Consider the following 25,359-nt stretch of genomic DNA (forward strand, 5'->3'; position numbering starts at 1 on the left):
TTTGCCGAATAAAAACTAGTTTTGTCACGTGTGAAGGGGATAAGAGGATGCAGGACGAAATTAGTTCCTACAAGAAAACGGGGAGGGATTCATAATGGAAATGGTGTTGAAGACCAAAACTGTCTCTGAGGAACTCGGGGTGAATCCGACAACGGTTCAGCGCTGGGTCAGACATTTTAACATTCAATGTGATAAGAACGAACATGGCCATTATTTGTTTAAGCAAGAAGACATCGAGCAATTAAGGGAGATTAAAGCTCAGCTCGATAATGGATTATTGATGAGTGATATTCAGATCCAGTCCTTTCAAACATCTGAGAAACCCGTAGAACTGCCAACCCATTTTGATGAGAAGTTTGACCGCCTTAATCGTGCCATTAAAGCATTAGAAAAAAAGGTTGAAGAGAAAGCGGATGCTGTTGTTTCCTATCAAATGTTGCAGCATGCTTCCGAACTTGAAGAACTTATAAAAAAGATGGAAAACATGGAGGCGCGTCTTCAGGACCTTGAGGTAGCTTTATTGAAAAACAACTATCCAGAAGAAAAGCTTTATGTAAAAGAAAAACCAAAAAAGAACTGGTTTGTGAGTCTGTTTACATTATAAATGAAATGAAAAGTGTAAGTCTCTTCATTCTTTGGTACGATATAAAGAATGGAGGGACTTTTTTTATGAGCAATTTGTACAACAAAACGACAGAATTAATCGCTGATATTAATGAAGCGTTTCATATTTATAAAACAGAAACGAAGGCAAGAGAGACGGAAGCAGATTTTTATAGTGAAGTTAAGCCGTTTGCAGACCGCATCCATTTTAGGGTACAAGAGTGGGAGCCGCTCGCACGGGAATGGGTAATCATGAATAAACCTAAATACTTATATCCAATTCAGATCAAGACCGCAGCTGAAAACATTGGTTACCTGGGTATTTATGTCTTTCAAAAGAATATGAAAGATAAACGTATCACTGAAATGGTGAAATCGGTATTGTATGTTTTAAACCAGATGAAAGAACAATTGAGCTCACAAGAAGAATAAAATTTCACGTACCGTATGATCAATTAATTTTTGACCTTTCTCGAAATCATTGATGCATTTTGGGTATTTTCTTTTTTTCTTCTTATGCAAGTTGATTGAAGCGTAAGGTGCGAGACTCCTATGGGACGAGCGGTCAGGTGGAGACTCCTAATGGCGCAGAGCGGCAGAAGGCTCACCGCACACCCCATGGAAAGCGAGCAACCTGAAGCGGAAATCAACAACTATCAAAGAGCAACAAAGATTACGAAAACAATTTTATTTTTAAATAAAGGAGCGAGCAAGATGTATCATCCATCGGTTTATGATAATCTAAAGGTTGTGCTTGAAGGTGCCGTATATGATTTAGATTTTGCTGGCGCGATAGAAATTGTAGATCGAAAAGATTTAGTGGATCTTGCCGTTATCGGCAGAAGTTACTCAATTGATTTTTTCGTCTCAGGAATCAGTCAGTCTTTTAAAGGAAATCTTACTCTAAATACAAATCTTGAAAATTATGCAACTGAAAAACTAAAAGATAATCCTGAAGGAGCTGGCAGCAAGGTTTCCATATATATAGAAACACCGGTCTATGAAATTGAAACAGATTGCAAACAGCTTCAATCCATCTTGAAAAAATGGTCAGAAGATGATTTAAAAGGAGATATTCAGCAAAAACTTACCTATATATATGGAGATTCAAGAAGTGTATTCAGCAATACGATCTCCATCCATTTACAAAAGCCGTTTTCTGAAGAAGAACCTGAACGTTTTTCACTGGTACTTGAACAAGTAATCGCATCAATGAAAGAAATGAATGAATATTTTAAGGGGTATAAAAAATGACACAACTGATACATAGTTTTCCGGAATTTATCCAAAACGCGTGGAATAAAAGCGGCTTTACATCACTAACTGATATTCAGGAGCGCGCCATTCCAAGCTTGTTAGAGAATAAAGACATCGTTATTGAATCACCGACCGGAACTGGAAAAACTCTTGCATATGCCTTGCCTGCACTTGCAAAGTTAGATCCAGAAGTGAAAAATGCACAAGTTATATTTCTTGCACCAACTAGAGAACTTGCTATGCAGATCTATGAAGTTTGCCAAAAGTTCACCGAAAACAGCGGGCTCAGCGGAGCTTCTCTCATTGGTGGAGCAAACATGCAGAGACAGCTTGATAAGTTAAAGAAAAAACCTCAATATATCGTCGGGACACCAGGCCGAGTAAAAGAATTAATACAGAACAAAAAACTGAAGGTGCATGAAGTTAAAACGATTGTCATTGATGAAGCGGATCATATTATTGAAGCTGGTTTTAACGGAGATGTCGAACATGTAATAAGTGCAACCTTAAAAGACCGCCAGCTCGTCTTTGTTTCGGCAACCATTAATAAAAAGACAGAAGATTGGTCAAGTAAATTAGCAGTCGAACCTTCAATAATCAAAGTCGATAAACAAGAAACTGCAAACCAAGTGACACACACGTTCATGGTATCTGAGTACCGTGATAAGGTGGATAACCTTCGTAAGTTAATCCGCCATACACCTGGAATCAAAGCGATTGTTTTTATAAACAGTTCTATGAAAATGGATGAATTCGCATCAAAACTTGAATACAAAAAGATTAAACTTGGTGTTCTTGCTGGTAACTCTACAAAACAAGATAGACAAAACGTAATAAATGATTTTAAACGAGGTAAAATCCCTGTACTTTTAACTACGGATGTTGCGACACGCGGTCTGGACATACCAGATGTGACACACGTTGTACATCTGGAGCTTCCTGAAGATGTTAAGCAATATGTTCACCGCTCAGGAAGAACCGGAAGAATGGGGAAAGAAGGAATCGTTGTATCACTCGTAACAAAAGCAGAATTGTCTTCCGTTAAGAAATGGACAACAAATATAAATGTTCCACTGCAAAAGCAGCTACTCGAAAGAGGCAATGTAGTTATAGAAGATATTCAAAAATATACTTCTAAGAAACAAACTCCACAAAAAAGCGGGAAACCAGCCAATAAAAAGCCTGCTACAGGAAAAAAGAAAAGAGATTAAAATACCTCTAGTTTTGACCATCTAAAAAGGGTTTAGTGTTTAAAGAGAGAATCTTTCCCTATAAAGGGGAGATTGTTTTGGAAACTAGAGAATTTTTATATCAGATTAAACCGTTGCGACCAGACTTCATGGAAAATCAGTCTGCAGAAGAAAAAAACACCTTGGAGTCTCATTTTTTCTACCTGCAAAATCTCTTGCAAGAGGGTAAACTTGTACTGGCAGGACCTTGTCTTGATGCATCATTTGGGATAGTGATTTTACAGGATGTAGATAATGAAGAAGCTACTCATATCATGAATAATGATCCTGCTATCGTTGATGAAATTATGACAGGAAAACTATTTCCGTTTCGAATATCCCTTCTGAAAAAATAAAAGCATGCAGCTTCAAGCCGCATGCTTTTTTCGTGGATTTCGTTTGGAAGATCTTTATTTTTTGAAAAGCTGTACCCAAGCTCCTTGATAATAAGCAACTCCGATAGAATCATAATTTGTGCTTAAAATGTTTTGTCTGTGCCCTGGACTATTCATCCAATCGTTCATAACAGCTTGTGGTGAAGTCTGACCTTTGGCAATGTTTTCGCCTGCTGCTGTGTAATGGATGCCAAAGCTGCGCATCATGTCAAAAGGTGAACCGTAAGTTGGTGAATTGTGATCGAAATAATGATTAGCAATCATGTCTTTGGCTTTTGCCATAGCAACATTGCTTAATTCAGCATCAAGTGTTAATGGGGCAAGGCCTGCTTTTTGGCGCTCTTGATTCACCAATTGTGAAACTTGAGTTGCGTATGCACCAACAGAAGATTGTGCTGGAGCAGGTGCAGCAGGTTGTTTTGCAGCATTAGCTGGCAGATCTAGCACTTGTCCAGGATAAACCCAGTTGATTTGTCGTACTTGCGGGTTTGCCTGTTGAATTGCCCATAGACTAACATTTGACGCCGAAGCGATTTTATATAATGTGTCTCCAGATTTTACTGTATATTGTTTTGAAGACGTTGGAACATAAAGAGTTTGCCCAGCATAAATCGTTGAACTGTTTAATCGGTTCATTCCGATTACCTTACTCAAACTAACATTTTTATCTTGAGTAATTGTCCAAAGAGTATCGTTTTGCTGAACAGTATAAGGTGTTGCTGCATATGTTGCAGACCCCATCAAAAGAAAAGCTGAAATACTTAAAGAAGCAATTTTTAAACGCATAATATCCCCCGATATCCCAGTTCCTCCAACGAATCCCACTAATTAAATATTCACACAATGAAAGCGCTGAAACAACTGGGAATGGGAGAGAATATCTGTAAATAATTGTATGGTTGCTGCAGACAGATGTAGTAGCGTGTATTTTTCTTTTTTAAATAATTTGTTATTATAAGAAAGGAGTTTTTAAGAAGCAGAAGTAGGTGGAATTATGCAATATCAAGTTTTGTTGTATTACAAATATGTAACTATAGATGATCCCGAATCTTTTAAAGAAGAGCATCTTGCCTATTGTAAGGGACTTGGTTTAAAAGGACGGATCCTGGTTGCTCGTGAAGGAATAAATGGAACGGTATCCGGAACGATCGAACAGACAAAAAAATATATGGAAGATATGAAGAATGATCTTCGATTTACGGATACGGTTTTCAAAATAGAATCTTCAGAATCTCATGCATTTAAAAAGATGAAAGTCAGAGTGAGACCTGAGCTGGTGCATCTAAGTCTTGAGGATGATGTGAATCCAAATGAAACTACTGGTAAGCATCTTTCGCCAAAAGAATGGCTGGCAGCTATGGAGCAAGAAGACGTGGTGATTTTGGATGCACGCAATACGTATGAATACGATCTTGGACATTTCAAAAACGCGATAAGACCTGATGTGGAAACATTTAGAGAACTTCCACAATGGGTTAGGGAAAACTTTAGTCAGTTTAAAGATAAGAAAGTACTAACCTATTGTACAGGTGGAATCCGCTGCGAGAAGTTCTCTGGTTTTCTATTAAAAGAGGGATTCAAGGATGTTTCTCAGCTAGAAGGAGGTATAATCAGTTATGGTTACCACCAAGAGGCAAAAGGGAAACATTGGGACGGGAAATGCTATGTCTTTGATGAACGCATCTCAGTTCCAATAAATCGAAGCGGTGAAGAAACGGTTGTCGGCAGATGCTATCATTGCGGAAATCCTGAAGAACGCTATGTGAAATGTGGAAACCCCGAATGCAATGCACACTTATTAATGTGTGAGGACTGCGAGAAGGAACACAAACGTTCATGCAGCAAGGAATGTCTTGAGCATCCTTTTAATCGATATATTAAAGAACAGGAAAAAGAAAGCTCTCCAAACAAGGAGGGCTACTGAAAAACTGGTTGAATTACACCGGTTTTTCTTTTTTTGCATACAAACATGTAAGGATTGTAGCGGAAGGGTACTGACTCCGGCGTGACGAGTGGGACAGGTGAGACCCCTAAAGGTGCGTAGCGGCAGGGGCTCACCGCCCGCCCCGCGGAAAGCATGTACCCTGGAGCGGAGATCCACGCATCATCAATTTATTTAAGACTTTTTCAGTTCCTTCCAACTAGGAGCGCTTTTTTTCTCCTATTTTTTGTTATTTAACGTAAAATAAGTTTTAGGGGGGAATGAAGGATATGAAAAAGTACAACATTTTGCTAAGTGTCTGTTCGGTGAGTTTTATATTACTTGTATTTTATGACACTCGAATCGTACGTGCATTCGATGATGCAGCAAGAGACATCATTCTAAGTTTTAGAGAGGAATCATTTAATGAACTAGTTATCGCCTTTACATATGTTGGAGATGCAAAAGTATTAGGCGTACTCTGCATAATTAGCGTTATAGGCTTATTTCTTGTTAGAAAATGGCTGAGTGGTATTCTTCTGCTCGCAAGTATAGGATTATCCTATGGTTTGAATCTTGTATTAAAGAATGCATTTGAAAGGGAACGTCCATTAGGAAATCGTTTACTAGAAGAAGATGGGTTTAGTTTCCCAAGCGGAAACGCGATGGTCGGAACATCCTTCTATTTATTTTCAGCTTTCTTGCTCTATCAAAGATATCAAAAGCCATGGATTCTTTGGATCGGTACAATTCTTCCATTCTTCTTGGGCATAAGCCGCGTTTATGTTGGAGTGCACTATCCATCTGATATACTTGCAGGATTTAGTATCGGATTGGCTTTTTGTGTTTGTTTAGCAGTAATATACAAAACATTAGATTCTAATTCTGCAGAGATGCAAAACAATAAACATACCTATTTATAGATTTTCAATTGCTCTCTTAATTTGATATAATAAAGCGTAATGTTTACGAGAGGGTGCAAAGATATGCTGCCGATTGTGTTTCCGGAAAACAAACTTGAATATATCCCAGCTTTTATAACACTAGCCATCTTTACAATTTTCGCTTGGCGAACAGTTGTGTTTTTTAAAAAACATTCTGCAAAAGAATTAAAAAGAGCTCAGTTACTAGAAGAAGATTTACTAAGTAAAGAGCAGCAAAACAAGGACTTCTAACAAGTTCTTGTTTTTTTTTTGAAAAAAATTATATTTCTATGAATAGGTTTTCAAAATTAACCCATACTACCTTTAACGGAAAAACATCTCAGCTTTTCCGTACATATTATCTCCCAAAGGAGGGAAATCGCATGGCACGTAACCAAAGCAACCAAATCGTAGTTCCTGGAGCACAAGGAGCTCTTGATGCAATGAAGCAAGAGATCGCTGCTGAGTTCGGAGTACATCTTGGACCAGACACAACTTCTCGTGCAAACGGATCTGTTGGTGGCGAAATCACTAAGCGTCTTGTAGCACAAGCGTTAGGCGGACTTCGTTAATCCAGCAACCTCCTTGTAAGAAAAAACTCGGGATTCGTCCCGGGTTTTTATTTTTTTGTAGACAACTCATCTATATAATGTTACCATTTAGTCACATAATTTATGTTACCAAATTGGCACATGTTTTTATATGGAAAGAGGGTGGTATAAACAGAGATGGTTAACCAAGATCTCGTTGATGTTTTTAAGGCATTGTCACATCCAATTCGTATTGCTATTTTGGACGAATTAAAGAAGCAGCCGCTTTCTACAGGAGAGATAAGTGAAAAGTATGATGTTTCGAGATATGCGATCATGAAACATTTAAGTGTACTTGTAGATGCTAATCTCGTACTTATTAGACGTAAAGGAAGGGTACGTCTCAACTATTTAAATGTGATCCCGTTGCAAGAGCTTTATAACAGGTGGGTAAGCAAATATGAAGCACCACATGCCAGGGGATTGATACACCTAAAAAACTTAGTGGAAGAAAGGGAAGAGGATAAAATGGAACAAACAAAAGAAAGAAAAATAGACTCATTTCAGATTGAACAGGACATTGTTATTCAAGCAAATAAAGAAACTGTATTCAAGGCATTGACAGAAGATATAAACAGCTGGTGGAAGTTTAGACTAGGTGATGAAAACGCAACATTAATCCTTGAGCCACACTTAACAGGCCGCTTTTACGAAGACTGGGGTAATGGTGAAGGAGCCCTATGGGGAACGGTAACTTATTATAAAGAAAATGAGGAAATTCGATTAAATGGATTGTTAGGTATGAATGGTGCTGTTAACAGCTTTTATTCGTATAAGTTATTTGAGGAAGATAATAAGACTGTTCTTCAATTAACACATCATGCTGCAGGAATTCTCGAACCGCAGTGGGAAGAAGCTCACAGGCATGGCTGGAATGAACTTCTTGCTGTTCATTTAAAGAATTTTATAGAAGAGAAATAAGGTATAGATATGGTAGATGTCCTAACAGAAATAATCATTAATGAAACTAAGGGAAAAGTAGCACAATATGCTGCAAATCCCGATCATGCCCCAGATTGGTATGTGAACATCAAATCTGCAGAATGGCAAACTGAAAAAGCATTACAAACAGGTTCTAAGATCGCATTTATAGCAGAGTTTTTAGGAAGAAGATTAGAGTATGTATATGAAATTACAGATTTTATTCCAGGGCAAAGACTTGTAATGAAAACGGTAGATGGACCGTTTCCGATGGAAACGACCTATACGTGGACATCTATTAATGGGAAGCAAACACGAATGACTTTACAGAATAAAGGAGTTCCAACAGGTTTTTCGAAGATGTTTGTTCCATTTATGTCTTTAATGATGAAAAGAGCGAATAAAAAAGATTTAATTAAAATAAAAGAAATCCTGGAAAAACAAAAAGCTTGAGAACTGCACTCAAGCTTTTTTCTGTTTAATTGTTAGCATATATTCTGTCCACTGCACTTAAATTTACATTTAGCTGTAAACCTTGTTCATCGCGTAATCTCTTAAAAATTTGAAGAGTAGTTTCTATTTGTTCTTCTGTATGGCTTGCGGTAGGAATAATGCGGAACATGAACAACCCTTTTGGGATCACCGGATACATAACCGCTTGAAGAAACAATCCGTTATCCCGTAAGTATCTAACCCAATGAAGTCCCATTTGAAGATCGCCTCCAGGAACATAAACAGAAATAATAGGGGAAGGAGTATCCGCTACAAAATAACCTATATCTCTTAAACCGTTTGAGAGCTTTTGTGATACTTGAAAAAGTCTATGTCGGCGGTCATGACCTGACGCAACAAGTTCTAATGTTTTACGAAGACTTTTCACATAAACCATCGGTAAACTTTTTGCGAATATTTGTGTTCTTGCATTGTAGTGGATCCAATCCACAACTTCCTTGCTTGCAGCTGAAACGCCGCCGATAGCAGTAAAGGCTTTTGCAAAAGTAGATAAGTATATATCAACGCGGTCTTGAACTCCAAAATGCTCACCAACACCTTTTCCGTTAGGTCCCATTACTCCGAACCCATGTGCATCATCGACAAAAAGGCGTGCATCATATTTATCTTTCAGATCACAAATCTCATCTAGCTTTGCGATGTCACCAGTCATTCCATATACACCTTCAGTTAGAATCAGTACACCGCCTTTACGGTTCTTATTAACCGACCTTAATAATTTTTCAAGACTGTTCATATCGTTATGCCGGAAAACACGAAGGTTCCTCGGGTCGCTGACCGCAAGTTTTGCTGCATCTATGATGGAAGCATGACATAGTTTATCCATGATTACGATATCATCTTTGCCCACAAGCGAAGCAATCGTACCAATAATGCCTAAATAACCAAAGTTAAAAAGAATAGAAGACTCTTTTTCAGCGAAAGAAGCGAGTTCCTCTTCAAGCAGAACATGCTCCTGCGTGTTTCCGCTGACCATGCGGCAGCCCATCGGACCGCTCACACCCCATTCTTCGGCTGTTTCCACTGCGATTTTCTTTATATCTTCGTTTTCTGCCAATCCAAGATAGTTGTTAGTAGCCCACATGATTTTGTTTTGTCCATTAAATGACATCACTGTTCCAGGAACAGAATCTAAAATTGGGGATACAAAATACTGATCATCTGAAACCCTGAAGTCCCCGAAGTATCCTTCATTCGTTTTACATTTATCAAAGATATCAATGTGCTTCGTTTGAATTTGTGTCATATGAAACCTCCTGTTGGTAATATTCGAATGATTGTCTATTTCGGTAAAATTTTACAATTACCTTCAATTTTCGATATAAAAATTTTTAAGGTTTATCCTTTTTAAGAAAGGCTAAAAGAAATCCCTTTTTTGATGTATAATGAAAGCGTTAACAAAGTTTTTATGTCCTATGGGGAGTGGATCAAATGACAGAACAGAAAAAATTGGACAGCAAAGAAACGGAAAAAGGGATTTACACGGACTTTATTAATCAGATGACTTATGGAGAATATCTGCAGCTAGATCAAATCTTATCGAGCCAAAAAAGACTTTCTGGCCACCATGACGAAATGCTGTTTATTATTATTCACCAAGTGAGTGAACTTTGGATGAAATTAATCTTACATGAAACAAGGTCAGCTATTTCATCAATAGAAAACGGTAATCTTCATTCAGCATTTAAAATGCTTGCACGCGTATCAAAGATTCAGTCTCAGATCATTGAATCGTGGGATGTTCTATCAACACTAACTCCAGCAGAATATATGGAATTCCGTGACAAACTTGGACAAGCATCTGGTTTTCAATCTTACCAATACCGCATGATTGAATTTGCGTTAGGATATAAAACGCCTCATATTTTAGAAATCTATAAGAAAGATGCGGACCTGCATGAACAACTAACAGCTGCCCTTCATACACCTAGTCTATATGATGTATCCATTCAGGCGCTTGCAAAGGCAGGGCTTCATATAGATGAAGAAGTGTTAAACCGTGATGTAACAAAACGTTATGAGTACAATCGTTCTGTCGAGGCAGCATGGCTTGAGGTCTATAAAAATGTTGAAAAGTATTGGGACCTATATGAACTTGCAGAAAAGCTGGTAGACATTGAAGACTGGCTTCAACAGTGGCGATTCCGTCATATGAAAACAGTTGAACGAATTATTGGGTTTAAAGTAGGAACTGGCGGATCATCTGGTGTAAATTACTTGAAAAAAGTATTAGATCAGCGTTTTTTCCCTGAGCTTTGGGATTTAAGAACAAGCATATAAGATTATGGAAGGATGGCTGAATCGGCCGTCCTTTTTATGTACATAAAATGAATACCCTGCCCAATAATAATGAAAGGAACTTTAAGGAGCTAAAAAAATGCCAGAACTGCCAGAGATGGAAACATATCGAATTCTGTTAAGTCACAATATCCTCAATAAATCCATAACAGATGTGGAGATCAATAGAGAAAAATCAATTAATAAAGACGTTAAAGATTTCATTTCACATGTTCGAGGGAAAACAATAACCAGAGTAAAAAGAAGAGCAAAGCATCTTATTTTTGAGTTGAGCTCAGGACAGAACCTTTTATTGCATTTAATGCTTGGAGGATGGATGTTCATAGGGAATGACAGAAATGCTCCTGATAGGACGAAACAAGTAATTTTATCTTTTGGTGATCTTAAGCTTTATTTCATCGGATTGAGGCTAGGGTATCTTCATCTTTTATCAAACGTGGAATTAGAAGAGAAGCTCGCTGATCTCGGACCTGAACCCTTTGAACTGAGTGGTGAAGATTTTGATAAGAGGATAAGCAAGAAAAAAGGACGATTAAAGCCAATACTAGTTGATCAAAAATTTATCGCAGGAATAGGTAACTGTTATTCAGATGAAATTTGTTATAAAGCAAAACTTAATCCCTTTCACAAAGCGAAAGATCTTACAGAGGAACAAATCAAATCACTCTACGGTGCGTTCACCCCTGTTTTAAAGAGTGCAATTGAACTGGGAGGCTATATGGACAACCCGATGTACGAAGGTGATAAGAAAACAGGAGGATACAATGATAATCGTCTTGTTTACGAAAGGGAAGGACAAAATTGCTTTCGCTGCGGAACGAAGATTGAAAGGGTAGAAAGCTCGGCAATTAAATCATTCTTTTGTCCAAAATGCCAAAGATAATGTTAGGGATTGCTTGTAAGAGAGAAAGTAAAAGATTGATTCTTTATAGATGACAGGAGAGTTTCGTTTGTACACCTTAACAAATATTAAAATAAACGAACTGATGAAGATCGACAATCTTACTATTCCCGAACAGTCTGTAACTTGTATTCTAGGTCCCAGCGGCAGCGGGAAATCAACCTTGATGAAATTATTAAATAACATGATCACACCAGATGAAGGACAGGTAACCTACAAAAAACAACCCATATCTGATTTAGATCCTATTCATTTAAGAAGAAAATCCGTTATGGTTCCTCAAACCCCGGTAATATTTGACGGTACGATTAAAGAAAATTTAGCGATAGGTTCTAAATTCTCAGAGGAAGAGCCGCCAAGTATAGAGCAACTCACTGGTATCTTGGAGGAGTTTCAATTAAATAAGAAGCTTAATGACAATGCATCCAATCTCTCTGGAGGAGAAAAACAGCGGTTAGCGATAGCGAGAGCGCTTCTAATGAATCCAGAGGTGCTGATGCTCGATGAACCTACTTCTGCTTTGGATGAGGAAACAGCTGAGGTAGTGGTACATAAAATCTTGGAGTACGTAGAAAATAAAGGCCTTTCACTCATTTTTGTTACACATAATAAGGAATTAGCAGCTCAAGTGGCAGATCATACGATAGACCTTATGAAATATAGTTTAAAAAAGGAGATGACAACTCATGAAAGAAATCATTGATCTTTCATTTTGGCAGCTCCTTGCCGCGTACATATTTGTTTTGATCTTAATATTGATTGTTAAGGTCAAAAGAATTCCAAGAGAAAGAGAAATATTATTAGCTACTGTCAGGATGACGTTTCAGCTTATTTTAGCGGGTTATATATTAGTATATCTTTTTGAAAATACACATCCGATATTAACTCTTTTTTCTATTTGTATTATGCAAGTGTTTGCTATCTACAATGTTTATAAGCGATCGAACACTAGGATTAATTTTCAAATGAAAAAAATAATTGCGCTGTCTATGACGCTAGGTATATTTTTCAGTCTCTTCTATTTTATTTTTATCGTAATAAATGTATCTCCATGGTATGAACCTCGGTATTTTATACCAATCGCTGGTATGATCATCGGGAATTCGATGACAGGTATCACATTAGGTGTGAATAACCTGATTACTGGTATGAAATCACATCGGGAGGAGGTAGAAGGGGCATTAATGCTCGGAGCAACTCCAAAAGCGGCTTCAAAAAAGGTTACCAATCAAGCGTTTGATGCAGCTATGATTCCTACAATAAATTCGATGGTTGGTATGGGAATTGTTTTCTTGCCAGGCTTGATGACGGGTCAAATATTATCAGGAACTTCACCTGTTGTTGCAATAGAATATCAAATAGCCGTCATATTAGGAATCGTAGGAAGCGTTTCACTCTCTGTAATCCTATTTTTACATTTAGGGTATAAACAGTTTTTTAACGAAAGAAGCCAATTGATAAATGAACACGAGTAAAAGGAGCCCTCACGTTCAAGGGCTCCTCATTTATTCCATTACGTCTGTTTGTTTAGAAACTTTCTCCATTATTATAATTTAACTGCCAATGAATGCCGAACTTATCTGTAACCTGTCCATAAAGTTTGCTCCAGAACGTTTCTTGCAGTTCCATCACAACTTCTCCGCCTTCTTTTAATCCTTCATACATTGATTTTATTTGGTCAATGTCTTTATTTACAATGGCAAGTGTTACATTGTTTCCTTCTACAAAAGGCATGCCTGGAAATGTGTCTGAAAACATGACATTGCTGCCATCAATATTTAAACGGGTATGCATTACCAAATTTTTAGCCTCTTCTGGTAGTTCGTAATTTGGGTTTGGAGGTGCCTCTCCAAACGTCATAATCTGCGGTCTTTCTGTCTTAAATACTTCTGCGTAAAATTCTACAGCATCACGGCAATTCCCATTGAAATTAAGGTAAACATCAACTGACATTTCTTTCACTCCCATTTACATTTTTTTACGGTTGATCCATTATATTTTATCATTGAAAAGAACCAAATTTCTATAAGTCGATTGTAATGCAATTATACAAAGGGAAGTCCATGGCAGGAAATGAACATTCCATAGTAAGTCTCTGTTTCATTACGAACAAATATTCGTTAAAATAGGTAGTGAGGTGAGAGCCATGTTTCAAAAAAAATCCATTCAACAAGTTATGGATGTTTTGCGTGAACCTGACATGTCGAAACAAATCGTGCATTGGAAGACGATAGAACCACGTGAAGCGGTATCTGTTCCTATTCCGGAAAGTTTGCATTCAAATATTCAATCAGCTCTTAAAAAAAGAGGGATTTCTTCATTGTATATACACCAGCTGTCAGCATATGAGATAGCGCTCCGTCAAGAAAGCTTTGTTGCAGTTACTCCGACAGCTTCTGGTAAAACGCTTTGCTATAACCTTCCTGTCTTACAAGAGGTCGCAAACAATCCAGAAGCAAGAGCCTTATATCTTTTTCCGACAAAAGCACTTGCTCAAGATCAGAAGTCAGAGATCAATGAACTGATTGATGAGATGGGATTAGAAATTAAAAGCTATACTTATGACGGAGATACTCCTGCTAATATCCGTCAGGTCGTAAGGAAAGCAGGGAACATTGTTATGACGAATCCAGATATGCTTCATGCTGCTGTTCTGCCTCATCATACAAAATGGGTAGCCTTATTTGAGAACTTAAAGTATGTGGTAATTGATGAACTTCATACATACCGTGGCGTTTTTGGAAGTCATGTAGCGAATGTTATCCGACGTTTAAAACGGATCTGTAATTTTTACGGAAGTGACCCTATTTTTATTTGTACGTCAGCGACAATCGCTAATCCAAAAGAGCTGGCTGAACAGCTTACCGGAAATCCTATGACCTTAATTAACAATAATGGTGCGCCAGCAGGGAGAAAACATTTTTTATTCTACAATCCGCCAGTTGTTAACAAACCGCTTAATGTGAGGAGAAGTGCTACACTTGAAGCCCGTAATCTGGCAAAGCTCTTTTTAGAGAATCACATTCAGACAATCGTATTTGCGAGAAGCCGGGTAAGAGTTGAAATATTGCTTACTTATCTGCAGGAATTGGTAAAAAAAGAATTTGGAACTAAATCCATTCAAGGGTATCGTGGTGGCTATCTCCCTAAACAGCGACGTGCTATTGAAAAAGGTCTTCGAAACGGAGATGTAATGGGAGTTGTTTCAACAAATGCTCTTGAACTTGGTGTAGATATCGGACAGCTTCATGCCTGTATTCTAACAGGCTATCCAGGCTCTATCGCAAGCGCTTGGCAGCAGGCGGGACGAGCTGGCAGAAGGCAGGATGAAAGTGTTGTCATCCTGGTTGCATCTTCCTCGCCGCTTGATCAATATGTCATACAGAATCCTGATTATTTTTTCGAGCGTTCACCTGAATCTGCACGTATGAATCCAGATAATTTAATCATTTTGGTGGATCACTTGAAATGCGCAGCATATGAACTGCCTTTTCAAGAAAACGAAAAGTTCGGTGATCAAGAGATAGAAGATGTACTTGAGTTTTTGGTTGATGAGCAAGTGCTTCATAAAAGAGGAAAGCATTTTTACTGGATGAACGATTCATTTCCCGCACACAACATCAGCTTGCGTTCAGCATCACAAGAAAACGTTATTATTATTGATCAATCAAATGTGGCTGATGTAAAAGTAATTGGTGAGATGGACCGTTTTAGTTCTATGACACTTTTACATGAAGAAGCCATTTATCTTCATCAAGGTACTCAATATCAAGTTGAAAAGCTCGATTATGAAGAAAAGAAAGCTTATGTTCGCGAGGTTGATGTCGATTATTTTACTGATGCAAACCTGGCTGTTACGCTGAATGTTTTAGAGGTCGATAAAGAAACAAAAAATGAGCAAAACGCAAAAGCGTACGGAGATGTCATGGTTGTTGCAAAAGCGACGATTTTCAAAAAAATCAAATTTGAAACACACGATAACATCGGTTCAGGTCCGATTCATCTGCCTGAAGAAGAACTTCATACATCAGCAACATGGCTTACTTTTCATAATGAAAATCTTTCTGAGGAAAAATTAGAAGCCGGTCTTTTGGGTATCGCACATGTGCTGCGTCACGTTGCACCTCTTTTCGTTATGTGTGATGCAAATGACTTGCATGTTGTTCCTCAGGTTAAAGCCGTCCATAACCAGCAGCCCACTATTTTTATTTATGATCGTTATCCGGGCGGGATTGGTTTAAGTGAAAAAGTGTATGGATCTTGGGATAACGTTTTAGATCAAGCTCTGTCTATGATTGAAAAATGTCCGTGTGAAAAGGGATGTCCATCATGTACTGGAACACTGGAAGAAGGCAGTAACAGTAAAGCGTTAGCTGTAAAATTAATCGCTCAAATCAAAGGAGTGCCTCATCATGTCGATTCAAAATAAATTGAAGCGGCTAAAAAAGCATATGGCTGGTCCTGTTTCGACAGAGGTCCTTTCTCATCAGTCTGCAATTGAAAAGGGAAACGACAAAATAATTGATCATTCTGAATATTGGGATAAGTTTGGTGCAACGCCATACTTTTTTGAGGATGATTATTGCATCATACGAAAAGTAGAATACCCACTTGATCATATGTGGGGAAGAAGATACCGTTTCTCTGATGTAAAGGAAGCTGTGAGAAGGTGGCAGGATACCATGGCCGCTCATCCGCTGAACGCTAAAGACTTGGATGCATCTCAGCTTCTTTTCTTTGATACGGAAACTACGGGCTTGAGCGGTGGAGCAGGTAATACAATCTTTATGCTCGGCATGAGTCAGATAAAAGAGGATCATGTGCTTGTCAATCAATTTTTTCTCCCTGGTCCAGGTTCTGAAGTGGCACTTTATCATTACTTTTTAAATCATGTTAAAGAGCTTCGTAACTTAGTGACATATAACGGAAAATCGTTTGATTGGCCACAAGTGAAAACGAGGCATACATTAATTCGTGATTATGTTCCTTCTTTACCGGAGTTTGGCCATTTTGATCTTTTGCACGGAGCAAGAAGACTATGGAAAGAATCATTGCCTGCTGTGAAGTTATCTGTTGTGGAAAAAGAAATCCTTGGTGTCAACAGAATTCATGATACCCCAGGATACTTGGCTCCTATGCTATATTTTCAATATTGCAATGAGGGAGATCCATCTTTGCTGGAAGGAGTCTTTCAGCATAATGAGTGGGATGTTCTATCTTTAATCACGCTTTATACTCATATGTCCACCCTCGTTCAAGGAAAGGGAATTGCAACGGAAAGAGAAACATTCGAAGCTGCAAGGTGGTTCGAGGCTTTGAACGAGCATGATCGAGCGATTGCTTTTTATAATGAAGTGCTGGCTACTGGCACATCACTTCAACACCAATCAAAGAAATCACTTGCTTCTTTATATAAAAAACAAAATAAAATAGATGTTTCTGTTCGGTATTGGCAGGAATTGATACAAGAAAATCATCTTGATGAAGAACCCGCTATTGAACTTTCTAAGTATTATGAACATGCACAAAAAGATTATGAAAAAGCATTAGATTTTGCTGTTCAGGGTTTTACGATCTGGAAGGGTAAAAAAAGGCTTGTTAAAAGAAAAGAAGAACAGGAAAGACTGGCGTTTGCAAAAAGAATCGAACGATTAGAGCAACGTATCAACCAATATTCGTAAAAATTCGTCAAATTTATGAATTTATTCAAAATATCTCTTCTCAACTCCGTATGTTTTTTGTAGAATAAGAGAGGACATGAAAATGTTTTTGGAAAAATAAATTTCCCCTCTTTTTTATTCCCCGGGTAAGCGCAAAAAACGCCACAATACCTGAAATTTCATCATGTTTTTCGTCAATAATCTGTACGTTTCGATTGTTTTCGCAAAATAACCGGAAATAGAAGAGGGAAATGATATATTTTAGGCATGGAGAGATGGTACGTGAAGCAGTGGATTGTTGTTCTATTTTTTGTAATCGTCGGGTTAACAGTCATGATTGGCAATCAAATCAGTCACACTACACAAAACTTTTAATGGGAAAGCCCGGCTATAGAAACAGCCGGGTGTTTTCATTACAGGGGGTTTTCAGATGCTTCAAACGCTGCTGGTCAGTGGTTATAAAGCCCATGAGCTTGGAATTTTTAGTGACAATCACGAAGGGGTATACTACATAAAGAAAGCACTGCAGCAAAGAATGACATCCTTAATCGATGAGGGGCTGGAATGGGTAATAATCAGCGGTCAGCCTGGTGTAGAGATGTGGGCCGCCGAAGTTGTTTTTGATCTGCAGCTGGAATACCCTGATCTAAAATTAGCAGTCCTTACTCCTTTTTTAGAACAGGAGACTCGCTGGAAAGAAAATGTGCAAGAAAAATATCAAGAAATTTTATTGAATGCAGATTTTGTGGATTCTGTCAGTCGTAAACCTTATGAGAGTCCGCAACAATTGAGGGTGAAAAATCAGTTTCTCGTCCAAAAAAGCGATGCAATTTTACTTCTTTACGACGAAGAAAAGGATGGCTCACCGAAGTATTATTTGGATGCCGCCAAGCAAAAGCAGGAAATGGACAATTCATACGAAATATTTTATATTACACCTTATGATTTGGATGTGCTTGTCCAGGAAGAACAATGGAATCGTAACGAGTAAAGAGTTAAAAGAGAAAGAAATTGACATTTACGTCATGTAGTGAAAAAATAATTTTAGAATCTTTGTGTGAGGTGATTCACATGAGTGAACAGCGTTTTCATTTAACAGCAAAAGAAATATTAGAAAAAGACTTTAAACAAGGCTTTCGTGGCTACGATCAGGATGAAGTGGATAAGTTCTTAGATCTAATCATTAAAGACTACGAGAACTTTCAAAAAGAGTACGATGCAGTCGTTCAAGAAAACAACCGATTGCGTCGCGAAGCTCAAAATTCTTCTGATCAGCCGACTCGCAGAATGCCTGCAGTATCTTCAAGTACAACAAACTCAGATATTCTTCAGCGTTTGTCTAACTTGGAAAAACATGTTTTTGGCAGCAAATTATACGATTGATTCCAGTTTTTATCCATTTGTTTTTATCAATTCAGCATGCTATAATGAATCTTGCTTTTAAAAAACTAAATCAATAACGTTCGGGTAATCGCTGGACCAGATTTCTGGTTTAGAGGAAAGTCCATGCTCGCACGGATCTGAGATGACCGTAATGATCGTGCCTGGCCAAAAAATAAGCCAGGGTAGCTTGGTTTGCTCTATGAGCATACTGGGTTAACGGCAGGGAACGCACCTAAGTCCTTTGGATATGGTGTTAATACCTTGAAAGTGCCACAGTGACGTAGTCCCAATGGAAACTGCGGGAGTGGAACGCGGTAAACCCCACGAGCGAGAAACCCAAATTATGGTAGGGGAGTTTCCCATTTCGGAATTGAACGAATGGGAGAACAAGAAGCTAAGGCTTTTTGTAGATAGATGATTACCACCGGTGTACGAGGCGAATAGCCGCTTGCAGTACTAAGGAACAGAACATGGCTTACAGAACGTTATTGGTACCTAAATTAAAGCTGAATGAGGGCCCCGCTTACGGGGCTTTTTCTATTTACATAAAAAAGAACAGGGTATACTTATAATAGACAATTAAACGCAAGGATAAGGGAGTTACAAATATGACTAGATTAAGACTGATTGCAACGGCTGCAATGGGACTTGAAGCCCTCGTAGCGAATGAAGTACGGGCACTAGGTTTTGAAAATGTACAAGTAGAAAACGGAAAAGTCTATTTTGATGGCGACGAAAAAGCACTTGTAAAAGCTAATCTATGGTTAAGAACGGCTGACCGCGTAAAGCTAGTGGTTGGAGAATTCAAAGCAGAAACGTTTGATGAACTATTTGAAAAAACAAAAGCTCTTCCATGGTCGGATTATATTCCGGAAGATGGAGAATTTCCTGTTATCGGCCGATCGGTAAAATCAAAGCTCTTTTCAGTTTCTGACTGCCAGGCCATTGTGAAAAAAGCAGTAGTTGATAATTTGAAAACGGAATACAACCGTAAAACGTGGTTCCCCGAAGACGGAGCTTTGTATCGTATCGAGGTAGCCATTCATAAAGATATTGCAACACTGACGATTGATACGAGCGGAACAGGTCTTCATAAGCGCGGCTATCGCGAATTGCACTCAGGTGCTCCGATTAAAGAAACTATGGCCGCTGCTCTTATCATGCTAACAAACTGGACACCTGATAAACCATTTGCAGATCCGTTCTGTGGTTCAGGTACGCTACCAATTGAAGCAGCTATGATCGGACAAAATATTGCTCCTGGCCTGAATCGTGAATTTGCTTCTGAAAAATGGGATTGGATCGATAAAAAAGTATGGTACGAAGCAGTCGGAGAAGCTCAGGATGTAGCAAAGTATGATCTGCCGCTCGATATCCAAGGCTCAGACATTGATCATAAGATGATTGAACTGTCGAAGAACAATGCGAATGAGGCTGGGTTTGAAGGGTTTATCACGTTTAAGCAGATGCAGGTACGCGACTTTACGACAAGAAAAGATTACGGTTGTCTCGTTACCAACCCTCCGTACGGTGAACGTTTAGGTGAGAGAGAAGAAGTGGCACAGATGTACCGGGATCTAGGGTGTGCTATGAGACCTTACGATACGTGGAGTGTGTATGTTATCACTTCTAATGAAAAGTTTGAAGAGTATTACGGCAGAAGTGCGACTAAGAAACGTAAACTATATAACGGCGATCTGAAGACGGATTATTATCAGTTCTTCGGGAAAAGACCGCCGAGACAGCCATCTTAATACGGTGTGGTGGAGTCGAATCCTGTCGGGAAATGAAATCTCGTGGATAATCGACTATAATTCGTGGATTAAGGATCAAAACTCGTGGATTGAAGCCTGAAATTTTTGGATTCATCCTGCAAACTTTTCGATTCCTTTGTAAAAAGATTAATCACGTAAGGCTAGCTTAGCATAAGCTAGCCTTTTTTTTGGATACTAAGGAGTTTCTTAATATGATTGAATATAATTTCACGTACCGTACATGTTTTTTAAATTTTTTATTGAATTACACAAAAAATCACATCTTACTATGCATTTTTCGGTCGATGTGAGATTCTAATGGGTGGTTTTCATAAATGATAATCGAATATGCTGATTTCTTTACGAGATGTACTCTCACAATTTAAACATAAATGCTATATAAGTGGTTTAAATTCATTTCGCCTCTGTACATACTATGCTTAAAATACAATTAAGGCAGGTTTTAAGTATGTACGATCAATTCAGCCATTTATCAAGTATCAAGAAGGCTTATCAAAACCTATATCCCCATCTAGGTAATAATCATAAAGAAGAGATCCACCAGCTGCTTCATCAATCGATCGGCCACGTGAATAATATTGATCCTGCTTTTGCTCCATATGCAGAAATGTTTAAAGAAGATTTTTAATAAAAAATAAAACTGACCAGCAGGACTTTTTTATTGCGTCACGAATTCCTATAGCGGTATGTTTTTTATAAACATGTGAAGGGATGGATTTTATAATGACGCAAACGAAAGTAAATATTGAAAAAGAGTTTCTGGAGTATGTGAAAAAAATGGTGCATGTGAATGAAGCGATTGGTCTTATGTATTGGGACCTGCGTACAGGAGCACCAAAAAAAGGAGTAGAACAACGCTCTGAAGTAATCGGAACATTATCTTCTGATGTATTTGCAATGTCTACTTCAGATGAAATGAAAAATTTCATCGAAGAACTTTCTAAGCCTGACGTTCAAGACACGCTATCAGATGTAACGAAAAAAACACTTGAAGAAGTGAAGAAGGATTTTGAGCGCAACGCTAAGATTCCTCCAGCTGAATTCAAAGAGTATGTTATTTTGCAATCAAAAGCAGAGAACGTGTGGGAGGAAGCGAAAAACAACTCTGATTTCTCATTATTCCAGCCTTACTTAGAAAAACTTGTAGAGTTCAATAAGAAGTTTATTGAATACTGGGGTTATGAAGGAAATAAATACAACACACTTTTAGATATGTATGAGCCAGGGGTAACAGTTGAAATTTTGGACGAGACTTTCTCTAAGCTCCGTGACCATATCGTGCCTCTTCTTCAAAAAGTAACGGAAGCGGGTCAGCCAGAAACAAAATTCTTGTTCGACCACTTCCCGAAAGATAAGCAAAAAGAATTCAGTCTTCACGTATTAAAAGACATGGGTTATGATTTTGATTCTGGCCGCTTAGATGAAACGGTTCATCCGTTTGCAATCGGTCTAAATCCTGGGGACGTTCGTGTAACGACGAAGTACATGGAGAATGATTTCCGTACAGCAGTTTTCGGTACGATCCATGAAGGTGGACATGCTCTCTATGAACAAAATATTTCTGAAGAGCTAGTAGGAACACCTTTATGTTCAGGTACTTCCATGGGTATCCATGAATCGCAATCATTGTTCTGGGAGAACTTTGTCGGACGTCACTTTGGCTTCTGGAAAAACCATTATTCTACACTAAAGAGTGTTTCGGGTTCTCAGTTCAATGGTGTTGAGCTTGAAGACTTCTATCGTTCGATCAACGTTGTTGAACCTTCACTGATTCGTATTGAAGCTGATGAAATGACATATCCACTTCATGTTATCGTTCGTTATGAGATTGAAAAAGGATTATTTAACGACGAGATTGAAGTAAAAGACCTTCCTCGTATCTGGAACGAGAAGATGCAGGAATATATCGGAGTAACACCGAAAAATGATGCTGAAGGTGTACTTCAAGACGTTCACTGGTCAGGCGGAAGCTTCGGATACTTCCCTTCTTATGCATTAGGATACATTTATGCAGCACAGCTTAAAGATGCAATGGTGAAAGATATTCCAAACTTTGATTCTCTTGTTGAATCAGGAGATCTTCTTCCAATCAAAGAATGGCTGACAAAAAATGTGCATCAATTCGGTAAGATGAAAAAGCCTATCGAAATCCTAAAAGATGTTACAGGTGAAGGCTTGAATCCAGATCATCTCATCGCATACTTTGAGAAGAAGTACAGTGAAATCTACCGTTTAAACGGATAAAGACTTGGGGAGCCGGCTCTCGTGAATAATCCGAGAATGCCGGCTTTTTGTTGCCCGACTAGAGCGGACGGAACGTTCTGTGTCAACTGAGTTTTCTTTAGAAATGTTTCATTTTTACTGATTTTGTCTAAAATCTATATAAAATGATATTGGGAGGAAGAAAAATGGGAGCTGCAACGAAAGAGGATATTAAGAACCTTCTAAAATTGAGAAAACGTATTGCGGTAGTTGGATTGTCCGATCAGCCGTTTCGTACATCTTATATGGTCTCGGAATATATGCAAAACGCAGGATATGAGATTATTCCCGTAAATCCTAATGTCACAGAAGTATTGGGACAAAAAGCTTATGCAAAGCTTGAAGATATCGAAGGGCATGTAGATATCGTCAATGTGTTTAGAAGAAGTGAATATCTGCCTGAAGTTGCTCGTTCGGCAGCAAATATTAAAGCTGGTTTCTTTTGGGCGCAGCTCGGTTTATACAGTGCCGAAGCAGAAGAGATTTTGCAAAGTGCGACGATTCCTTATATTATGGATAAGTGCATTAAAGTGGAACATGCTATGATACGGTAGTATTGAACCACCCGCCAAATACGGGTGGTTTTCCCATGCTGTCTTTATCCTAGATATCAAAGGACTAAAAAAGAAACTCTTTTGAACTAAAGGTTTTTGTTCTTTAACCGAGAAATAAGAGGAGAATATAAGGACAGAGGTAGTATAGAAACAAACGTTCTGCTATGATAGAAGTACTGCAGTTCGTGAAAGGAGCAACACATTTTGGCAAGTAAATCATTATTTGACTACAACGATGATGCCATACAGGTACTTGAAGGGTTAGAGGCCGTTCGTAAGCGCCCTGGTATGTATATCGGCAGCACAGATGCCAGAGGTTTGCATCACCTCGTATATGAAATTGTAGATAACGCCGTGGACGAAGCATTAGGCGGGTTCGGTGATTACATACATGTGAAGATTCATAAAGATAACAGCATTTCTGTGTCAGATGATGGCCGTGGAATGCCTACAGGAATGCATAAACTCGGAAAACCGACTCCTGAGATCATCTTTACTGTTTTGCATGCCGGGGGTAAGTTTGGACAAGGCGGATATAAAACATCTGGAGGACTTCATGGTGTGGGTGCTTCTGTCGTTAACGCACTTTCAGAATGGCTTGAAGTAACGATCTACCGTGACGGAAAGACATATCGACAGCGTTTTGAAGAAGGCGGAAAGCCTGTTACCACACTTGAAGTAGTCGGTAACACCCGCAAAACAGGAACGACCGTTCATTTCAAACCAGACCGCACGATGTTTTCGACGATCAACTATAATTACGAAACACTAAGCGAACGCCTTAGAGAAGCGGCTTTTCTTTTGAAAGGAATTAAAATCGTTCTTGAAGATGCTCGAAATGGCGAAAAAGAAGAATTCCAGTTCGAAACAGGCTTAGAAGCATTCGTGCAATATTTAAACGAAGATAAAGATACACTTCATAATGTCGTTAGCTTTGAAGGAACGCAAAATGAGATCGAAGTAGATTTTGCATTTCAATACAATGACGGTTATGCAGAAAACGTTCTGTCATTCGTTAACAACGTTCGTACAAAAGACGGCGGAACACATGAGTCAGGCGCCAAGACGGCAATTACTCGAAGCATCAACGAGTACGCACGTAAAACGAATCTGTTAAAAGAAAAAGACAAGAACTTAGACGGCTCTGATATCCGAGAAGGGTTAACAGCAGTTGTCTCTGTTCGAATACCAGAAGAATTTCTTCAGTTCGAAGGCCAAACAAAGAGCAAATTAGGTACGAGTGAAGCACGGTCTTCCGTAGATGCTGTAGTTGCCGGAAAGCTCGCTTATTTCCTCGAGGAAAATCCTGCAATTAGTGAAATGCTCATCCGTAAAAGTATTAAGGCGGCACAAGCTCGTGAAGCAGCACGAAAAGCACGTGAGGATGCTCGTAACGGGAAAAAGAACAAACGCAAAGATTCTATCTTGAGCGGGAAGCTAACTCCAGCTACTTCTAAAAATCCTGAGCGTAACGAACTGTACCTGGTAGAGGGTGATTCTGCGGGCGGTTCTGCAAAACAAGGACGAGACCGAAAATTCCAAGCCATTTTGCCGCTTCGTGGTAAAGTAATCAACACGGAAAAAGCAAAGCTTGCAGATATATTTAAAAACGAAGAAATCAATACGATCATCCATGCGATCGGTGCTGGGGTCGGTTCTGATTTCACGTTAAAAGATGTTAACTACGACAAAATCATTATCATGACCGATGCCGATACAGATGGTGCACATATTCAAGTGCTTCTTCTGACGTTTTTCTACCGTTACATGAAGCCGCTTATCGAAGAAGGAAAAGTATTCATTGCATTGCCTCCTCTTTATAAAGTGAGTAAAGGTACGGGTAAAAAAGAAGTCATTGAATATGCATGGGATGAAGATGAACTAAAAGAAGCACAGAAAAAAATCGGTAAAGGCTACATCATCCAGCGTTATAAAGGTCTTGGAGAGATGAATGCTGATCAGCTATGGGAAACAACGATGGATCCTGATACACGTACGCTGATCCGAGTCCGTATTGATGACGCAGCAAGAGCCGAAAAACGTGTCTCCGTCCTTATGGGAGACAAAGTTGAACCCCGTCGCAAATGGATTGAAGAACATGTGGCGTTTGGCTTAAATGAAGAAACGAACATACTAGATAACGAGAACTTGTCTGCATTCTGAGGAGGTTTAAA

General features: G+C 38.7%; 27 protein-coding genes and 1 other RNA gene. 25 read left to right on the forward strand and 3 right to left on the reverse strand.

Features of this window, described 5'->3' with window-relative positions:
- The first annotated feature begins 94 nt into the window (after positions 1 to 94).
- From EV282_RS08310 to EV282_RS08330, 5 genes are all read left to right on the forward strand, one after another.
- Positions 95 to 604, forward strand: a complete 510-nt coding sequence (locus EV282_RS08310) for a MerR family transcriptional regulator (RefSeq protein ID WP_130295313.1) — start codon at positions 95 to 97, stop codon at positions 602 to 604.
- 65 nt (positions 605 to 669) lie between these two features.
- Positions 670 to 1,035 (forward strand): DUF1798 family protein, encoded by a 366-nt coding sequence (locus EV282_RS08315; protein ID WP_165389401.1) that lies wholly within the window; start codon positions 670 to 672, stop codon positions 1,033 to 1,035.
- A 150-nt stretch (positions 1,036 to 1,185) separates the two neighbouring features.
- Entirely contained in the window at positions 1,186 to 1,857 is a 672-nt protein-coding gene (locus EV282_RS08320) for a hypothetical protein (RefSeq protein WP_130295317.1), read from the forward strand.
- Between the two features lie 5 nt (positions 1,858 to 1,862).
- On the forward strand, positions 1,863 to 3,071 hold the full coding sequence (locus EV282_RS08325) for a DEAD/DEAH box helicase (RefSeq protein ID WP_413466115.1): 1,209 nt from the start codon (positions 1,863 to 1,865) through the stop codon (positions 3,069 to 3,071).
- Between the two features lie 77 nt (positions 3,072 to 3,148).
- On the forward strand, positions 3,149 to 3,445 hold the full coding sequence (locus tag EV282_RS08330; protein ID WP_130295320.1) for a YciI family protein: 297 nt from the start codon (positions 3,149 to 3,151) through the stop codon (positions 3,443 to 3,445).
- A 54-nt stretch (positions 3,446 to 3,499) separates the two neighbouring features.
- Here EV282_RS08330 and EV282_RS08335 read toward each other — a convergent pair whose 3' ends face one another.
- Positions 3,500 to 4,270 (reverse strand): CAP domain-containing protein, encoded by a 771-nt coding sequence (locus EV282_RS08335; RefSeq protein ID WP_130295322.1) that lies wholly within the window; start codon positions 4,268 to 4,270, stop codon positions 3,500 to 3,502.
- A gap of 208 nt (positions 4,271 to 4,478) precedes the next feature.
- Between EV282_RS08335 and EV282_RS08340 the strand changes: the two genes are divergently transcribed.
- The 6 genes from EV282_RS08340 to EV282_RS08365 all read left to right on the forward strand — a co-directional run bounded on the left by EV282_RS08340 (position 4,479) and on the right by EV282_RS08365 (position 8,292).
- Positions 4,479 to 5,408 carry a rhodanese-related sulfurtransferase gene (locus EV282_RS08340; protein ID WP_130295324.1) on the forward strand — a complete coding sequence of 310 codons (930 nt, stop codon included), beginning with the start codon at positions 4,479 to 4,481 and terminating at the stop codon, positions 5,406 to 5,408.
- A 287-nt stretch (positions 5,409 to 5,695) separates the two neighbouring features.
- Complete coding sequence (locus tag EV282_RS08345) at positions 5,696 to 6,328, forward strand: phosphatase PAP2 family protein (protein WP_165389402.1); 633 nt, start codon at positions 5,696 to 5,698, stop codon at positions 6,326 to 6,328.
- 63 nt (positions 6,329 to 6,391) lie between these two features.
- Complete coding sequence (locus EV282_RS08350) at positions 6,392 to 6,580, forward strand: hypothetical protein (RefSeq protein ID WP_130295328.1); 189 nt, start codon at positions 6,392 to 6,394, stop codon at positions 6,578 to 6,580.
- Between the two features lie 131 nt (positions 6,581 to 6,711).
- Entirely contained in the window at positions 6,712 to 6,900 is a 189-nt protein-coding gene (locus EV282_RS08355) for an alpha/beta-type small acid-soluble spore protein (protein WP_066290324.1), read from the forward strand.
- Between the two features lie 156 nt (positions 6,901 to 7,056).
- Positions 7,057 to 7,839 carry a metalloregulator ArsR/SmtB family transcription factor gene (locus EV282_RS08360; protein ID WP_130295330.1) on the forward strand — a complete coding sequence of 261 codons (783 nt, stop codon included), beginning with the start codon at positions 7,057 to 7,059 and terminating at the stop codon, positions 7,837 to 7,839.
- Positions 7,840 to 7,848: 9 nt separating this feature from the next.
- Positions 7,849 to 8,292 carry an SRPBCC family protein gene (locus EV282_RS08365; protein ID WP_130295332.1) on the forward strand — a complete coding sequence of 148 codons (444 nt, stop codon included), beginning with the start codon at positions 7,849 to 7,851 and terminating at the stop codon, positions 8,290 to 8,292.
- 25 nt (positions 8,293 to 8,317) lie between these two features.
- Here EV282_RS08365 and EV282_RS08370 read toward each other — a convergent pair whose 3' ends face one another.
- Positions 8,318 to 9,598, reverse strand: coding sequence for an aminotransferase class I/II-fold pyridoxal phosphate-dependent enzyme (locus EV282_RS08370; protein ID WP_130295334.1), 1,281 nt, complete (start codon positions 9,596 to 9,598; stop codon positions 8,318 to 8,320).
- 185 nt (positions 9,599 to 9,783) lie between these two features.
- On the opposite strand from EV282_RS08370, the gene kynA reads away from it, so the two are divergent.
- From kynA to EV282_RS08390, 4 genes are all read left to right on the forward strand, one after another.
- A complete protein-coding gene (kynA, locus tag EV282_RS08375; protein WP_077364127.1) occupies positions 9,784 to 10,632 on the forward strand; it encodes a tryptophan 2,3-dioxygenase in 849 nt (282 codons plus the stop codon).
- A 97-nt stretch (positions 10,633 to 10,729) separates the two neighbouring features.
- Complete coding sequence (mutM, locus tag EV282_RS08380) at positions 10,730 to 11,533, forward strand: DNA-formamidopyrimidine glycosylase (RefSeq protein ID WP_130295336.1); 804 nt, start codon at positions 10,730 to 10,732, stop codon at positions 11,531 to 11,533.
- Positions 11,534 to 11,600: 67 nt separating this feature from the next.
- A complete protein-coding gene (locus EV282_RS08385; protein WP_207224285.1) occupies positions 11,601 to 12,254 on the forward strand; it encodes an ABC transporter ATP-binding protein in 654 nt (217 codons plus the stop codon).
- Positions 12,238 to 13,026 carry an ABC transporter permease gene (locus EV282_RS08390; RefSeq protein WP_130295340.1) on the forward strand — a complete coding sequence of 263 codons (789 nt, stop codon included), beginning with the start codon at positions 12,238 to 12,240 and terminating at the stop codon, positions 13,024 to 13,026. Before EV282_RS08385 ends, EV282_RS08390 begins: the two co-directional genes overlap by 17 nt.
- Before the next feature lie 52 nt (positions 13,027 to 13,078).
- Here the strand turns inward: EV282_RS08390 and EV282_RS08395 are convergent, their stop codons facing one another.
- Positions 13,079 to 13,504 carry a VOC family protein gene (locus tag EV282_RS08395; RefSeq protein WP_130295342.1) on the reverse strand — a complete coding sequence of 142 codons (426 nt, stop codon included), beginning with the start codon at positions 13,502 to 13,504 and terminating at the stop codon, positions 13,079 to 13,081.
- Between the two features lie 193 nt (positions 13,505 to 13,697).
- Here EV282_RS08395 and EV282_RS08400 point away from each other — a divergent pair, with 193 nt between their 5' ends.
- The 10 genes from EV282_RS08400 (at position 13,698) to parE (ending at position 25,348) form a co-directional block, all read left to right on the forward strand.
- Positions 13,698 to 15,980 carry a DEAD/DEAH box helicase gene (locus EV282_RS08400; RefSeq protein ID WP_130295344.1) on the forward strand — a complete coding sequence of 761 codons (2,283 nt, stop codon included), beginning with the start codon at positions 13,698 to 13,700 and terminating at the stop codon, positions 15,978 to 15,980.
- The gene (locus EV282_RS08405; protein ID WP_130295346.1) at positions 15,964 to 17,232 is read left to right on the forward strand and encodes a ribonuclease H-like domain-containing protein; all 1,269 of its coding nucleotides are present in this window, start codon (positions 15,964 to 15,966) and stop codon (positions 17,230 to 17,232) included. Before EV282_RS08400 ends, EV282_RS08405 begins: the two co-directional genes overlap by 17 nt.
- A gap of 409 nt (positions 17,233 to 17,641) precedes the next feature.
- Entirely contained in the window at positions 17,642 to 18,202 is a 561-nt protein-coding gene (locus tag EV282_RS08410; protein ID WP_130295348.1) for a DUF1273 domain-containing protein, read from the forward strand.
- An 80-nt stretch (positions 18,203 to 18,282) separates the two neighbouring features.
- A complete protein-coding gene (gene gpsB, locus EV282_RS08415) occupies positions 18,283 to 18,594 on the forward strand; it encodes a cell division regulator GpsB (RefSeq protein WP_130295350.1) in 312 nt (103 codons plus the stop codon).
- A 76-nt stretch (positions 18,595 to 18,670) separates the two neighbouring features.
- Positions 18,671 to 19,077: RNase P RNA component class B (gene rnpB / locus EV282_RS08420), an RNA gene on the forward strand.
- A gap of 125 nt (positions 19,078 to 19,202) precedes the next feature.
- Positions 19,203 to 20,348 carry a THUMP domain-containing class I SAM-dependent RNA methyltransferase gene (locus EV282_RS08425; RefSeq protein ID WP_130295352.1) on the forward strand — a complete coding sequence of 382 codons (1,146 nt, stop codon included), beginning with the start codon at positions 19,203 to 19,205 and terminating at the stop codon, positions 20,346 to 20,348.
- Between the two features lie 469 nt (positions 20,349 to 20,817).
- Positions 20,818 to 20,997 carry a hypothetical protein gene (locus EV282_RS08430; protein ID WP_130295354.1) on the forward strand — a complete coding sequence of 60 codons (180 nt, stop codon included), beginning with the start codon at positions 20,818 to 20,820 and terminating at the stop codon, positions 20,995 to 20,997.
- Between the two features lie 95 nt (positions 20,998 to 21,092).
- On the forward strand, positions 21,093 to 22,613 hold the full coding sequence (locus tag EV282_RS08435; protein ID WP_130295356.1) for a carboxypeptidase M32: 1,521 nt from the start codon (positions 21,093 to 21,095) through the stop codon (positions 22,611 to 22,613).
- A gap of 164 nt (positions 22,614 to 22,777) precedes the next feature.
- A complete protein-coding gene (locus EV282_RS08440; protein ID WP_130295358.1) occupies positions 22,778 to 23,185 on the forward strand; it encodes a CoA-binding protein in 408 nt (135 codons plus the stop codon).
- Positions 23,186 to 23,389: 204 nt separating this feature from the next.
- Positions 23,390 to 25,348: a DNA topoisomerase IV subunit B gene (gene parE / locus EV282_RS08445; RefSeq protein WP_130295360.1), complete on the forward strand. Its 1,959-nt coding sequence runs from the start codon at positions 23,390 to 23,392 to the stop codon at positions 25,346 to 25,348.
- Positions 25,349 to 25,359: the final 11 nt, after the last annotated feature.

It is taken from the genome of Fictibacillus sp. BK138 (assembly GCF_004216955.1).
Taxonomy (GTDB): domain Bacteria; phylum Bacillota; class Bacilli; order Bacillales; family Fictibacillaceae; genus Fictibacillus.